At 73.6% G+C, this 13581-nt stretch carries 15 protein-coding genes; 14 read left to right on the top strand and 1 reads right to left on the bottom strand.

The window, feature by feature from the left end; translation table 11 throughout:
* The first annotated feature begins 63 nt into the window (after positions 1 to 63).
* From IE272_RS01300 to IE272_RS01290, 3 genes are all read left to right on the top strand, one after another.
* Positions 64 to 1344: a PucR family transcriptional regulator gene (locus tag IE272_RS01300; RefSeq protein ID WP_063886127.1), complete on the top strand. Its 1281-nt coding sequence runs from the start codon at positions 64 to 66 to the stop codon at positions 1342 to 1344.
* 99 nt (positions 1345 to 1443) lie between these two features.
* Entirely contained in the window at positions 1444 to 2031 is a 588-nt protein-coding gene (locus tag IE272_RS01295) for an ArsR/SmtB family transcription factor (RefSeq protein ID WP_050358084.1), read from the top strand.
* A 42-nt stretch (positions 2032 to 2073) separates the two neighbouring features.
* Positions 2074 to 3375 (top strand): MFS transporter, encoded by a 1302-nt coding sequence (locus IE272_RS01290; protein WP_190006081.1) that lies wholly within the window; start codon positions 2074 to 2076, stop codon positions 3373 to 3375.
* Between the two features lie 51 nt (positions 3376 to 3426).
* On the opposite strand, the gene IE272_RS01285 is transcribed toward IE272_RS01290, so the two are convergent.
* Positions 3427 to 4059 (bottom strand): TIGR03085 family metal-binding protein, encoded by a 633-nt coding sequence (locus IE272_RS01285; protein ID WP_056706388.1) that lies wholly within the window; start codon positions 4057 to 4059, stop codon positions 3427 to 3429.
* 84 nt (positions 4060 to 4143) lie between these two features.
* Here IE272_RS01285 and hisI point away from each other — a divergent pair, with 84 nt between their 5' ends.
* The 11 genes from hisI to lgt all read left to right on the top strand — a co-directional run bounded on the left by hisI (position 4144) and on the right by lgt (position 13522).
* Positions 4144 to 4521, top strand: coding sequence for a phosphoribosyl-AMP cyclohydrolase (hisI, locus tag IE272_RS01280; protein WP_047176139.1), 378 nt, complete (start codon positions 4144 to 4146; stop codon positions 4519 to 4521).
* An 11-nt stretch (positions 4522 to 4532) separates the two neighbouring features.
* Positions 4533 to 6026: an anthranilate synthase component I gene (locus tag IE272_RS01275; protein WP_050358087.1), complete on the top strand. Its 1494-nt coding sequence runs from the start codon at positions 4533 to 4535 to the stop codon at positions 6024 to 6026.
* A gap of 14 nt (positions 6027 to 6040) precedes the next feature.
* On the top strand, positions 6041 to 6715 hold the full coding sequence (locus IE272_RS01270) for a TIGR02234 family membrane protein (RefSeq protein WP_050358088.1): 675 nt from the start codon (positions 6041 to 6043) through the stop codon (positions 6713 to 6715).
* 111 nt (positions 6716 to 6826) lie between these two features.
* A complete protein-coding gene (locus IE272_RS01265) occupies positions 6827 to 7078 on the top strand; it encodes an HGxxPAAW family protein (RefSeq protein WP_018957525.1) in 252 nt (83 codons plus the stop codon).
* A gap of 578 nt (positions 7079 to 7656) precedes the next feature.
* On the top strand, positions 7657 to 8067 hold the full coding sequence (locus tag IE272_RS01260; RefSeq protein WP_190006080.1) for a DUF2752 domain-containing protein: 411 nt from the start codon (positions 7657 to 7659) through the stop codon (positions 8065 to 8067).
* 135 nt (positions 8068 to 8202) lie between these two features.
* On the top strand, positions 8203 to 9012 hold the full coding sequence (gene trpC, locus IE272_RS01255) for an indole-3-glycerol phosphate synthase TrpC (protein ID WP_010064524.1): 810 nt from the start codon (positions 8203 to 8205) through the stop codon (positions 9010 to 9012).
* A 17-nt stretch (positions 9013 to 9029) separates the two neighbouring features.
* The gene (gene trpM / locus IE272_RS01250; RefSeq protein ID WP_007451090.1) at positions 9030 to 9242 is read left to right on the top strand and encodes a tryptophan biosynthesis modulator TrpM; all 213 of its coding nucleotides are present in this window, start codon (positions 9030 to 9032) and stop codon (positions 9240 to 9242) included.
* Positions 9243 to 9387: 145 nt separating this feature from the next.
* The gene (gene trpB, locus IE272_RS01245) at positions 9388 to 10674 is read left to right on the top strand and encodes a tryptophan synthase subunit beta (protein ID WP_050358090.1); all 1287 of its coding nucleotides are present in this window, start codon (positions 9388 to 9390) and stop codon (positions 10672 to 10674) included.
* Positions 10671 to 11483 (top strand): tryptophan synthase subunit alpha, encoded by an 813-nt coding sequence (trpA, locus tag IE272_RS01240; protein ID WP_190006079.1) that lies wholly within the window; start codon positions 10671 to 10673, stop codon positions 11481 to 11483. Before trpB ends, trpA begins: the two co-directional genes overlap by 4 nt.
* Positions 11484 to 11558: 75 nt before the next feature.
* Positions 11559 to 12428 carry a DsbA family protein gene (locus tag IE272_RS01235; protein WP_056706384.1) on the top strand — a complete coding sequence of 290 codons (870 nt, stop codon included), beginning with the start codon at positions 11559 to 11561 and terminating at the stop codon, positions 12426 to 12428.
* Positions 12429 to 12526: 98 nt separating this feature from the next.
* Entirely contained in the window at positions 12527 to 13522 is a 996-nt protein-coding gene (gene lgt, locus IE272_RS01230) for a prolipoprotein diacylglyceryl transferase (RefSeq protein ID WP_190006078.1), read from the top strand.
* The last annotated feature ends 59 nt before the right edge of the window (positions 13523 to 13581 follow it).

Here is a 13581-nt window from a genome sequence, read left to right as displayed (position 1 = left end):
GTCCGGGCCGGGTGCGCCAAGCCCGCCGCTCGCGCGGCCGGCCGATTCCCGGTGGAGGCCGCCATGCCACAGGTCGTACGTTCGCGGATCGGGGCGCTCCACGGCCCGTCCCCGGCAACGCCGTTGCCGCACCGCTTCCGGTCCCTGGCCGACCGCGAGGCCGTCGAGGTGCTGCACCGGGCCGCCCGGGTCCTCGTCGCCTCGCTGCCGGCCCTCACCGACCGGCTCGTCGAGGCCCTGTACGCCCAGGAGCCCGGCTACCGGGCGGCCATCGACGCCGGCCGGGCCGAGGTCTGGCAGGAGGTCCACCACTCGCTGCGGCACAACGTCGGCTCCCTGATCCAGCCCCGGGAGTTCCGGGAGTCCGCCCACCGCACCTCCCGCTGGATCGGTGAGATCCGCGCCGAGCAGGGCGTGCCGCTCGACGCCGTCCTGCACGCCTTCCGGATGGGCGGCGCGATGGTCTGGCAGGACCTCGTGGACGAGACCGCCCGGCGCGACCCCGACGACGTACGGCTGCTCGTCCATGTCGCCGCCGATGTGTGGAACTTCGTCGACGAGCACTGCGGGATCGTCGCGGACGCCTACCGGCAGGCCGAGCGGCGGCAGTCCTGGCGGCGGGAGAACCGGCAGCGGCTGATGGTCGCCGCCCTGCTTGACGGGACCGCCCGGATCGCGGACCTCGCCGAGGCGGCGGCGATGCTGGGGCTGCCGGAGCAGGGCCGGTACGCCGTGCTCGCGGTGGCCGGGGCCCCGCGCGGGCCGGGGGCCGCCGACCGCCCGCCGCTGGCACTGCCCGCCGCCCCGGGCGCCCCGGTGCTCTGGCACCCGGGCCCGGACGCCGAGTTCGCGATCCTGCCACTGGCGGGCCCGCCCGGCGAGCTGAGCGCGCTGGCCGCCGCGCTGGACGTGCCGGCCGGCACCCGGGCCGGGATCGGTTCCGCCGTCGAGGGCCTGGCCGCCCTCGGCGACGCCCGGCGGCTGGCGGAGACCGCGCTGCGCGCCTGCCCCGCCGCCGGGGGCACGGTCCTGCTCGACGAGCACCTCCCGGACGCCCTGGTCGTGTCCTCGCCGGCGCTCGCCGAAGCGCTCGCGGACCGGGTGCTGGGGCCGCTGGACCGGCTGGACCCCGCCGACCGCGACGTCATCGTGGAGACCCTCACCGCCTGGCTGGACGCGGACGGCTCGGCACAACGGGCGGGCGCGCGGCTGTACTGCCACCGCAACACCGTCCTCAACCGCCTCCGCCGCTTCGAACAGCTCACCGGTCGCTGCCTCACCCGCCCCCGGGACGCGGTCGAGGTCTCCCTCGCCCTCGCGGCGCGGCGGCTGCTCGGCACCTGACGCGGCCCGCGACGACAGAAGAGATCCGCAACAAAGGTCCGCAACAAATATTGCGCAATTCTTCTTGCGCAACTTTTCCTGCGCATCTACGGTCGTGTCATGCCCAGTGAAGAACGACGCCGCGTCTCCGACCTCGACACCCTCAAGGCGATCGGCCACCCCCTGCGCCTGAAGCTCTACCGAGCCCTGCACATCAAGCGCACCGCCACCGCCTCCCAGCTCGCCGACCAGGTCGACGAGGCGGTCTCCCTCGTCAGCTACCACCTGCGCAAGCTCGCCGACCACGGACTGATCGAACCGGCCGAGGGCCAGGGCACCGACGGCCGGGAACGCTGGTGGCAGCCGTCCTCCCGAGGGCTGACCTTCAGCGACGAGGACTTCGACGACGCGCCCGACAAGGCGGCCGTCTACGCCGCCGCCGGCCGGATGTCCTTCGACCAGCACGTCGAGCTCTACCGGGCCCACCAGGACGCACGGCACACCTGGGACACGGAATGGCGCAGCGCCTCCTGGAGCGCGGAGAACCTCCTGCGCCTCACCGCGGAGGAACTGGCCGCCCTCGGCCGGGAGATGGGCGCGCTGATCGACCGCTACGAGGAAGCGGGCCGCGCCCGCGAGGAAGCGGGCGACACGGCGGGCCGCGAGAGCGTCGCCCTGCACACGTACGGATTCCCCTTCCGACCCTGAGCCCGCCGCCGAGCCCGACGCTCCTCCCGGAAGGACGAACCCATGACCGTCACCGCCGTGGAAGCCCCCGAACGCCCCGCGCACCGCGACCCCAACGTGCTGCGCTGGCTCGGCGCGTACACCGCGTCGATGGTCGGCGACAGCATCTACTTCATGGCCCTCGCCTGGGCCGCCGCCCGCACCGGCAGCGCCTCCGGCACCGGCCTGGTCCTCGCCGCCGGCTCGATACCCCGGGCGCTCCTGATGCTCGGCGGGGGAGTGCTCGCCGACCGGCTCGGGCCCCGCCGCGTCGTCATCGGCAGCGACGCCGCCCGCGCGGTCCTGGTCCTCGGACTCGCCGCCACCCTGGTCCTCACCGCGCCCACCGTGGGCGTCCTGGTGGCCGTCGCCCTGCTCTTCGGCGCGGTCGACGCCCTGTTCCTGCCCGCCGTCGGAGCCCTGCCGCCCCGGATCAGCCCTCCGGGCCAGCTCGCCCGGATCCAGGGCCTGCGCGGACTGGCCGCACGCGGCGCGTCGATCGTCGGCGCGCCGCTGGGCGGGGTCGCCGTCGCCACGGGCGGCCCCACGCTCGCCTTCGCCACCGCCGGAGCGCTCTTCGCCCTCTCCCTGCCCCTGCTTCTGGGTCTGCGGATCAGACCGCTGCCCGAGCCGGTGAAGCACGGCGGGACGGTTGCCTGCGACCATGAGGAGCGGACAGTCACCGAGGAGAGGCCGACAGTCACCGAGGAGAAGCCGACCGCCCGGCAGGACCTCGTCGACGGGCTTCGGTACATCCGCCGCCACCCCCTGCTCGGGCCGCTGATGATCGTCATCGGCCTCAGCGAGCTCGGCTTCGTCGGACCGCTCAACCTCGGGCTGATCCTGCTGTCCGAGCAGCGCGGCTGGGGCGCGGCAGGCATGGGCTGGATCGTCGCCGGATTCGCCTCCGGCGCCGCCGGGGCCGCTCTCCTCATCGCCGTCCGGGGCAGGGTGCCGCGCGCCGGGCTCGTGATGTGCCTGACGGTCCTCGTGGGCGCGACGGGCATCGCCGCTGTGGCGCAGATCCCCTCGGTGCCCCTGGCCGCCGCGACCGCCGCGGTCGTCGGCCTCTTCATCGGGCTGGCCGGGGCCCTGTGCGGAGCCCTCGTCCAGACCGTGGCCGACCCGGCGTACCTGGGCCGGGTCACCTCCGTGTCGACGCTCTTCACCTACGCGCTCATCCCGCTGAGCTACCCCGCCACCGGGGCCGCCATCGCCCTCTGGGGCACCGGGCCGGTCTACGCCGTCAGCGCGGCGGTGTGCGCGGCCGGCGGCGCGGTGGGCCTGACCTTCACCGCACTCCGCCGCGCCGAACTGCCCCGCTGACCCGCCGCGCCGAACTGCCCCGCTGACCGGGGACGCGCGCGTCCGCCGGGCCTACATCCCCAGCTCGGCCGCCCGCAGCCGGTCCACCGCCGCCCGGTCGCCCTCCACCTCGACGTCCGCCGAGTCCTGCCGGCCGAAGGCGTACAGCAGCAGCTCGGCGGGCTCCCCGGTCACCGTCACCACCGGGGTCCCCTTGTGGGCCACCGCCGTCTGGCCGTCCGGGCGGCGCAGCACCAGACCCACCGGGGACCTGCGGCCCAGCAGGCGGGCCGTCCGCTCGGTGCGCCTCCACAGCACATCGGAGAAGACCGGGTCCAGCTCGCGGCGCGACCAGTCGGGCTGGGCCCGGCGCACGTCCTCCGCGTGGACGAAGAACTCGACGGTGTTCGCCGCCTCGTCGATCTGCTTGAGGGACATCGGGGAGAACCGGGGCGGACCGGTGCGGATCAGCTGGATCAGTTCCTCGTACGGCTTCGCCGCGAACTCCGCCTGCACCCGCTCCAGCCGGGTCTTCAGCGCGCTCACCAGCAGCCCGCCCGCCGCGTCCGCGCGGCGTTCGCGGACCACCACATGGGCGGCCAGGTCGCGGGTCTTCCAGCCGTCGCAGAGCGTCAGGGCCTCGGGACCGGCCGCTTCCAACAGATCGGCGAGCAGAAGACGTTCACGCTTCGCATGGGTCGACATGCCCGCCAGCGTACGACCGTCGCCCCGGGTCCGCCCAGTGGACGTCCGCCCGGAAAGCCTCCGCGGCCACGGCACAATGGGCCCATGACGAGCACGCCCGGCGCCACGCCGCCCGCCAGCAGCCTCGACCCGGCCATCGCCGCCCGCCTCAAGCGCGGCGCCGACGGTCTGGTCCCGGCGATCGCCCAGCAGTACGACACCGGCGAGGTGCTGATGCTCGGCTGGATGGACGACGAGGCGCTGCACCGCACCCTCACCACGGGCCGCTGCACCTACTGGTCGCGCAGCCGCCAGGAGTACTGGGTCAAGGGCGACACCTCCGGTCACGTCCAGCACGTGAAGTCCGTCGCCCTGGACTGCGACGCCGACACCGTCCTCGTCAAGGTCGACCAGACCGGCGCCGCCTGCCACACCGGTGACCGCACCTGTTTCGACGCCGACGCCCTGCCTCTCGGAAAGTAAGGTCACCGGCCATGGATCTCGACACCTTCCGCAAACTGGCCGTCGACCGGCGCGTCGTCCCCGTCAGCCGCCGCCTCCTCGCGGACGGCGACACCCCGGTCGGTCTGTACCGCAAGCTCGCCGCCGAACGCACCGGCACCTTCCTCCTGGAATCCGCCGAGAACGGCCGGACCTGGTCGCGCTACTCCTTCATCGGGGTCCGCAGCGACGCGACCCTCACCGCCCGCGACGGCGAGGCCCACTGGCTCGGCACCCCGCCCGTGGGCGTCCCGGCGGGCGGCGACCCGCTGGACGCGCTGCGCGCCACCGTCGAGACCCTGCACACCCCCCGCGACCTGGTGAGCGACCTGGGCCTGCCGCCCTTCACCGGCGGCATGGTCGGCTACCTCGGCTACGACGTCGTACGCCGCCTGGAGAAGATCGGCGAGCACGGCGGCGACGACCTGAAGCTGCCCGAGCTGACCATGCTCCTCACCTCGGACCTCGCCGTCCTCGACCACCAGAACGGCACCGTCCTCCTGATCGCCAACGCGATCAACCACAACGACCTCGACACCGGCGTCGACGAGGCCCACGCGGACGCCGTCGCCCGCCTCGACGCGATGGAGCGCGACCTGCGCCGCCCGGTCGAGAACGCCCCGGCCGTCCTGCCCCCGTCCGAACTGCCGCCGTACACCGCGCTGTGGGGCGGCGAGGCCTACCAGGACGCCGTCGCGGACATCAAGGAGCGGATCCGGGCGGGCGAGGCCTTCCAGGTCGTCCCCTCCCAGCGCTTCGAGACCCCCTGCACCGCGAGCGCCCTGGACGTCTACCGGGTGCTGCGGGCCACCAACCCGTCCCCGTACATGTACCTCTTCCGCTTCGACGGGTTCGACGTCGTCGGCTCCAGCCCCGAAGCCCTGGTCAAGGTCGAGGACGGCCGGGCCATGGTCCACCCGATCGCCGGGACCCGGCACCGGGGCGCCACCCCGCAGGAGGACCAGGCGCTCGCCGACGAACTCCTCGCCGACCCCAAGGAGCGCGCCGAGCACCTGATGCTCGTCGACCTCGGCCGCAACGACCTGGGGCGGGTCTGCGAACCCGGCAGCGTCGAGGTCGTCGACTTCATGTCGATCGAGCGCTACTCCCACGTGATGCACATCGTCTCCACCGTCACCGGCCGCGTCACCGAGAACCGCACGGCCTTCGACGTCCTCACCGCCTGCTTCCCGGCCGGCACCCTCTCCGGCGCCCCCAAGCCCCGCGCCATGCAGATCATCGAGGAGCTGGAGCCGAGCCGCCGCGGACTGTACGGGGGCTGCGTCGGCTACCTCGACTTCGCCGGGGACTCCGACACCGCGATCGCCATCCGGACCGCCCTGCTCCGTGACGGCACCGCGTACGTCCAGGCCGGGGCCGGGGTCGTCGCCGATTCCGACCCGGTCGCCGAGGACACCGAGTGCCGCAACAAGGCGGCTGCCGTGCTCCGCGCCGTCCATACGGCCAACCGGCTCCACGACCGCTGAACCGGTAGGGGATAGTGGAGGGCGTGAGTGCTGTCCCCGTACCCCAGCCCCGTGCCCGAACCGCCGCCTCCGCGTCCGGCGCCGCGCCCGACTCCGCAGGGAGCCGCCGCAGTCTCGCGGCCGGTCTGCTCCTCGGCGCGGCCGGTGCGACCGTCGTCCTCCTCGCCTCCGGGCAGACCTGGGCCGAGGGCGACGCGGCCACCGGCGGCGGCGCGCTTCCGCTGACCGTCGACGGCCAGGACGTCACCGGCGTCCCGGCCGCCCTGGCCGTCGTCGGTCTCGCCGCGCTCGTCGCCGTCTTCGCCGTACGCGGCGCCGGCCGCCGGATCGTCGCCGCCCTCCTGGCCCTCAGCGGCCTCGGAGCCACCCTCAGCGCCTGGGCCGGCGGGTCCGACAGCACGGCCCTCGACGAGGAGGCCGCCAGAACCACCGGCGACGCGGCGGCCACCATCCACGCGCTCAGCCACACCGCCTGGCCCTACGTCACCGCCGCCGGCGGCCTGCTGATCCTGCTGGCCGGGCTCCTCGCACTGCGCTACGGCAGCCGCTGGCCCGCCATGTCCGGAAAGTACGAGCGCGACGGCACCCCCCGCCCCGGCAAGGCGCCCCGCACCGCCTCCGACCCGGACCGGCCCGAGGACCTCTGGAAGGCCCTGGACCGCGGCGAGGACCCGACGCGCGAGGCGTGACCCCACGCTCACCTCCTGATGTCCCGTACGGGACAATGGACCCGAGCCGTCCCCGGGCGGCGGCCACACGTACAGCGCCACCCACGGCGCAACACCAACGAGGAGCAACTCATGGCGGGCACGAGCCACGGACACACCCCGGCCGCCTGGACCGGTGTCATCATTGCTTTCATCGGCTTCTGCGTCGCAGGCGTCTTCATGGTCGCGGCCAACCCGCTCGGCTTCTGGGCCGGTATCGCCGTCATCTTCGCCGGCGGTCTCGTGGGCCTCGCCATGAAGGTGGCCGGCCTCGGCATGCCGAAGGAGTCGGCCGAGCTGATCGAGGCCAGGGAGCGCGCCGGACGGGCGCAGATCTCCCACTGACCCGGACGCCGGCCCGTCCCGGCGACCGACACGCCGACAGGCGCAGCCCCCACCCGGGGCTGCGCCTTTTCGCGTCGGCGGGGGACAATCAGCGGGTGGACGCCTCGCCTAACCCCGCCGCAGCCCAGCCCCCGGACCCGGAAACGGCCCCTCAGCAGGGCCCTGGCCCAGGCCCCGGCCCGGCAGGCCCGGAAGCCGCGCCGCAGGGCGTCGGCCCCTGGAACCTGCCGCTGACCGTCTGCCCGACCCCCGACATGGCCCGGCCCAGCCCAACCGACCCGTCGCTCGATGACGGGTCCCGTGCCACCCCGGCCTGCCCGTCGATCGAGGACGGGCCCCGTGCCACTCCAGCCCGTCCGGCGTTTGAGGACGGAACCCTCGCCGGGGTGGGCCCGGAGGCCACAGGGCCCTCGGGCGAAGGGACCTCACAGGTGCACGAGCTCCACGGCCCCGGTTCCGTCCTCAAACGCCGGACGGGCTGGGTAGGCACCCTCGAACGTCGGAAAGACCAGGTAGGTCGGACGGGCTGGGTGGGCACCCTCGAACGTCGGAAAGACCAGGTAGGCCGGACGGGCCGGGTGGGCCGCCCGACAGGCCGGGTGCGCCGCCTCGCCACCCCCATCGGCATCCTCGCCGCCGTCGCGGGCGCCTTCGCGTACGTCGGCAGCGTCGACCCCAACGAGCCCGGCCACTACCCGGTCTGCCCGCTGCTCAAGCTGACCGGCGTCCTCTGCCCCGGCTGCGGCGGACTGCGCAGCGCCCACGCCTTCATCCACGGCGACCTCGGCGCGGCGCTCGAAGCCAACGCGATCGCCACCGTCGGCTACTTCCTCTTCGCCGCGGTCTGGGGCCTCTGGCTGGTCCGGGCCTGGCGCGGACAGCCCCTGCGCATCGGTCTTGCGCCCGTCTGGTGGTGGGGCGTCGGCACCGTCCTGCTGATCTTCACCGTGGTCCGGAATCTGCCGTTCGGCTCGGCGCTCGCCCCCTGAACGACCGGGTCGGCCCACTGATTGACCAGGAAGTGGGACGCGACGTGGCCGGATGCGAGCCCCGGGGCATCCTGCGGATACCATCGGTATGGCTGATCCTGTTCACCGTCAACCGTTCGGAAGGGGGCCGCTCGCGTGAGTGTGCTCGACGAGATCATCGACGGCGTTCGCGCCGACCTCGCGGAGCGGCAGGCGCGCGTCAGCCTCGACGAGCTGAAGGAGCGCGCGGCCCGCGCTCCCCAGGCCAAGGACGGAGTCGCCGCCCTGCGCGGCGAGGGCGTGACCGTCATCTGCGAGGTCAAGCGCTCGTCCCCCTCCAAGGGGGCCCTTGCCGCCATCGCCGACCCGGCCGCGCTCGCCGCGGACTACGAGGCGGGCGGCGCGTCCGTCATCTCGGTCCTCACGGAGGAGCGCCGCTTCGGCGGATCGCTCGCCGACCTGGAGGCCGTCCGCGCCAAGGTCGACACCCCGATCCTGCGCAAGGACTTCATCGTCACCTCGTACCAGCTGTGGGAGGCCCGCGCCTACGGCGCCGACCTCGCCCTGCTGATCGTCGCCGCCCTCGACCAGGAGGCCCTGGTCTCCCTCATCGAGCGCGCCGAGTCGATCGGGCTCACCCCGCTCGTCGAGGCGCACGACGAGGAGGAGGCGGAGCGCGCCGTGGACGCCGGAGCCAAGATCATCGGCGTCAACGCGCGTAACCTGAAGGACCTCAAGGTCGACCGCTCCACCTTCGAGCGCGTCGCCCCCGAGATCCCCGACCACATCGTCAAGGTCGCCGAGTCCGGCGTCCGGGGCCCGCACGACCTGATCGCGTACGCCAACGCGGGCGCCGACGCCGTCCTGGTCGGCGAGTCGCTGGTCACCGGCCGCGACCCGCGTGCCGCCGTCGCCGACCTCGTCGCCGCGGGCGCCCACCCGGCGCTCCGCCACGGCCGCGGCTGACACGGGGCGAAGCGACCATGACCGGACGTCCCGCGCCCCGCACCCGGCCGGGCCTCGGCCCCGCCGGGGCTTCGGCCCGGGACCCGCACGCCCCGCTGGCGCGCGGCTGCCGCCCCCGCGGCTGCCGCGCCCCCGCCCGGCGTGTGCACGGTCGGCGCGTCCGGTATGTCATCGGCGACGAGCCCGGCCAGGTGAACGGCATGCGATGGCGCGCGGGGTCCGCGCTGTAGGCGAGCCCCGGCCGACGTACCGCACGACACACCGCTCTTCTCGTACGTACGACCGCACCGCCGTGACCGCATGCCGGTCGCGGCGGCGCTCGCCGCTCCGCGCATACGGTGCATCCATCCGTTGCCATGCCAAGGAGCACGTCGCATGTCGTCCGACTTCTTCATTCCGGACCCCGAGGGTCTGATCCCCAGCGCCGAGGGCTATTTCGGCGCGTACGGCGGCAAGTTCATCCCGGAGGCGCTCGTCGCCGCCGTGGACGAGGTCGCCGTCGAGTACGACAAGGCCAAGGCCGACCCCGCCTTCGCCGCCGAGCTCAACGAGCTCATGGTCGACTACACGGGGCGGCCCAGCGCCCTGACCGAGGTCCCGCGCTTCGCCGAGCACGCCGGCGGCGCCCGGATCTTCCTCAAGCGCGAGGACCTGAACCACACCGGCTCGCACAAGATCAACAACGTGCTGGGTCAGGCCCTCCTCACCAAGCGCATGGGCAAGACCCGCGTCATCGCCGAGACCGGAGCCGGCCAGCACGGTGTCGCCACCGCGACCGCCTGCGCCCTCTTCGGCCTCGAATGCACCATCTACATGGGCGAGATCGACACCGAGCGTCAGGCACTGAACGTGGCCCGGATGCGGATGCTCGGCGCCGAGGTCGTCGCCGTGAAGTCCGGCTCGCGGACGCTGAAGGACGCCATCAACGAGGCGTTCCGCGACTGGGTCGCCAACGTGGACCGCACGCACTACCTCTTCGGCACGGTCGCGGGCCCGCACCCCTTCCCGGCGATGGTCCGCGACTTCCACCGCGTCATCGGCGTCGAGGCCCGCCGCCAGATCCTGGAGCGCGCGGGACGCCTCCCGGACGCGGCGGTCGCCTGCGTCGGCGGCGGCTCCAACGCCATCGGCCTCTTCCACGCCTTCATCCCCGACGCCGACGTCCGCCTGGTGGGCTGCGAGCCCGCCGGGCACGGGGTGGAGACCGGCGAGCACGCGGCGACCCTCACCGCGGGGGAGCCCGGCATCCTGCACGGCTCGCGCTCCTACGTCCTCCAGGACGACGAGGGCCAGATCACCGAGCCGTACTCCATCTCGGCGGGACTGGACTACCCCGGCATCGGCCCGGAGCACGCGTACCTCAAGGACGTCGGGCGCGGCGAGTACCGCGCGGTCACCGATGACGCGGCCATGCAGGCCCTGCGCCTGCTGTCCCGCACGGAGGGGATCATCCCGGCGATCGAGAGCGCCCACGCGCTCGCCGGAGCCCTGGACCTCGGCAAGGAGCTCGGCAAGGACGGGCTGATCCTCATCAACCTGTCCGGCCGAGGCGACAAGGACATGGACACCGCCGCCCGCTACTTCGGGCTCTACGACACCGACGCCGCCGTCGAGGCGGACGCCGACAGCGACCGCGCCGAGATCGAGGGGGACGCCAAGTGAGCGGCAACATCGAGCTGTTGAACACCACCCTGGCCGCCACCAGGGCCGCGGACCGGGCGGCGCTCATCGCCTACCTCCCGGCGGGCTTCCCGACCGTCGACGGCGGCATCGAGGCGGTCAAGGCCGTCATCGCGGGCGGCGCGGACATCGTCGAGATCGGGCTCCCGCACAGCGACCCGGTCCTGGACGGGCCGGTCATCCAGACCGCCGACGACATCGCCCTGCGCGGCGGCGTCCGGATCGCCGACGTGATGCGCACGGTCCGCGAGGCGCACGAGGCCACCGGCGTCCCGATCCTGGTCATGACGTACTGGAACCCCATCGACCGCTACGGCGTCGAGCGCTTCACCGCCGAGCTGGCCGAGGCGGGCGGCGCCGGGTGCATCCTGCCCGACCTGCCGGTCCAGGAGTCCGCGCTGTGGCGCGAGCACGCCGACAAGCACGGCCTCGCCACCGTGTTCGTCGTCGCCCCCAGCAGCCAGGACGCCCGCCTCGCCACCATCACGGCGGCCGGGAGCGGCTTCGTCTACGCGGCGTCCCTGATGGGCGTCACCGGCACCCGCGCCTCCGTCGGCGCCCAGGCCCAGGACCTGGTGGGACGCACCCGCGCCACCACCGACCTGCCGGTCTGCGTCGGCCTCGGCGTCTCCAACGCGGCGCAGGCCGCCGAGGTCGCCGGGTTCGCGGACGGCGTGATCGTCGGTTCCGCCTTCGTCAAGGCCATGCTGGACGCCCCCGGCGAGGCCGCCGGCCTCGCCGCCGTCCGCTCCCTGGCGGGCGAACTGGCCGAGGGCGTTCGAAAGCGCTGAGCCCTTGAATCACCCGAATGGGTGGATTGTGGACCGGGGAGGCGCGGAGGCGCCTCCCCGGTTCGTTCCCCGGGTGTGAGCGACAAGATCCCTGAGGGAAACAGAAGCGCGCGTGAGCGCCTGGCCCAGCAGCGCGAGCGGGAGAAGGGGCGCGAGAAGCGCCGCCGGACGCTGATCGTCGCCTCGGCGGTGGTCGGGGTGCTCGCCCTGGCCGCCGTGGTCGGCCTGATCGCGGCCAACGCGGGCAAGGACGACGGCGGTGACACCGCCTCCGGCCCCGCGGTCGCCCCGTCCGGCGCGATCGGCGAGGACGCCCTGACGCTGCCGGTCGGCGCCGCCGACGCCCCGTCCACCCTCACGATCTGGGAGGACTTCCGCTGCCCCGTCTGCGCCCAGTTCGAGACCGCCTTCAAGGACACCATCACGGAGCTGGCGGACGACGGCCAGGTCAAGGTGGAGTACCACCTGGCCACGATCATCGACGGCAATCTCGGCGGCACCGGGTCGCTGCGCGCGGCCAACGCCGCCGCCTGCGCCCAGGACGCCGGCAAGTTCGCGGCGTACCACGACGTGCTCTTCGCCAACCAGCCGCCGGAGCCGGACGACGCCTACGGCAAGAACAGCCGGCTGATCGAGCTGGCCGGTGAGGTCGAGGGGCTCGACACACCGGGCTTCCGCAGCTGTGTGGAGGACGGCGAGCACGACAGCTGGGTGAAGAAGTCCGACACGGCGTTCCGCGAGGGCGGCTTCCAGGGCACGCCGACGGTGCTGCTCAACGGGGAGTCCGTCTTCCCGAGCAAGGGCGGCGAGCAGATCTCCCCGGAGAACCTGAAGAAGTGGGTCGCCGCGGCCAACAAGGGCAAGAAGCCGGGCACCGCCACCCCGTCCGCCCCGGCCGACGGGTCCTCCGCCCCGGCCGACCCGTCGTCGGCACCCGCCTCCTGACCGCCTCCCGGAGCCGCCCGTGACGCGGTCCTCGTTACCCAGACGTTGCCGGGTGGCTTGCCGTACCCACCGCCCGGCAAGGTAGCGTCGACCTCGCCATGAATCTTGCCTTCATTCCCAGCCCGTCGACCGGCGTGATCGAGCTCGGCCCGATCCCGCTCCGCGGCTACGCGTTCTGCATCATCATCGGTGTCTTCGTCGCCGTCTGGTTCGGCAACAAGCGCTGGGTAGCCCGGGGCGGCAAAGCCGGCACCGTGGCCGACGTCGCCGTCTGGGCCGTGCCCTTCGGCCTCGTCGGCGGCCGGCTCTACCACGTGATCACCGACTACCAGCTGTACTTCAGCGACGGTGAGAACTGGGTCGACGCCTTCAAGATCTGGGAGGGCGGCCTCGGCATCTGGGGCGCCATCGCGTTCGGCGCCGTCGGAGCCTGGATCGCCTGCCGCCGCCGGGGCATCCCGCTGCCCGCCTGGGCCGACGCACTCGCCCCGGGCATCGCCATCGCCCAGGCCATCGGCCGCTGGGGCAACTGGTTCAACCAGGAGCTGTACGGCAAGCCCACCGACCTTCCCTGGGCGCTGGAGATCAGCGAGGGCCCGAACCGGGTCGCCGGGACGTACCACCCGACCTTCCTGTACGAGTCGCTGTGGTGCATCGGCGTCGCGCTCCTGGTCATCTGGGCCGACCGCCGCTTCCGGCTCGGCCACGGACGGGCGTTCGCGCTGTACGTCGCCGCCTACTGCGCGGGTCGCGGCTGGATCGAGTACATGCGGGTCGACGAGGCCCACCACGTCCTCGGTCTCCGCCTGAACGTGTGGACCGCGATCATCGTCTTCGTCCTCGCCGTCGTCTACATCGTGATCTCCGCGAAGATCCGTCCGGGCCGCGAGGAGATCGTCGAGCCCGACCGGGACGCCGCCCCCGCGCAGAAGGACGGACCCGCCGACGAGAGCGGCTCCGACGAGAACAGCTCCGACGAGGACGGCTCCGCGAAGGCGGACGCCGCCGAGAAGGACCCGTTCACGAAGGACGAGCCGCGCGAGCCCGGCAAGGGCGCCACCGCCGAGAGCGCCGAAGCAGCCGAGAAGAGCTGACCGCCGCGCCCCCTCGGGGCACCCCCGCACTCCTCCCGCTCGCCGGGCGGGCCCGCAGT

The sequence above is a fragment of the Streptomyces anulatus genome (assembly GCF_014650675.1).
Lineage (GTDB): Bacteria > Actinomycetota > Actinomycetes > Streptomycetales > Streptomycetaceae > Streptomyces > Streptomyces anulatus.
Note: the sequence above shows the minus strand (reverse complement) of the source record. Positions and strands in the feature narration are given on the sequence as shown.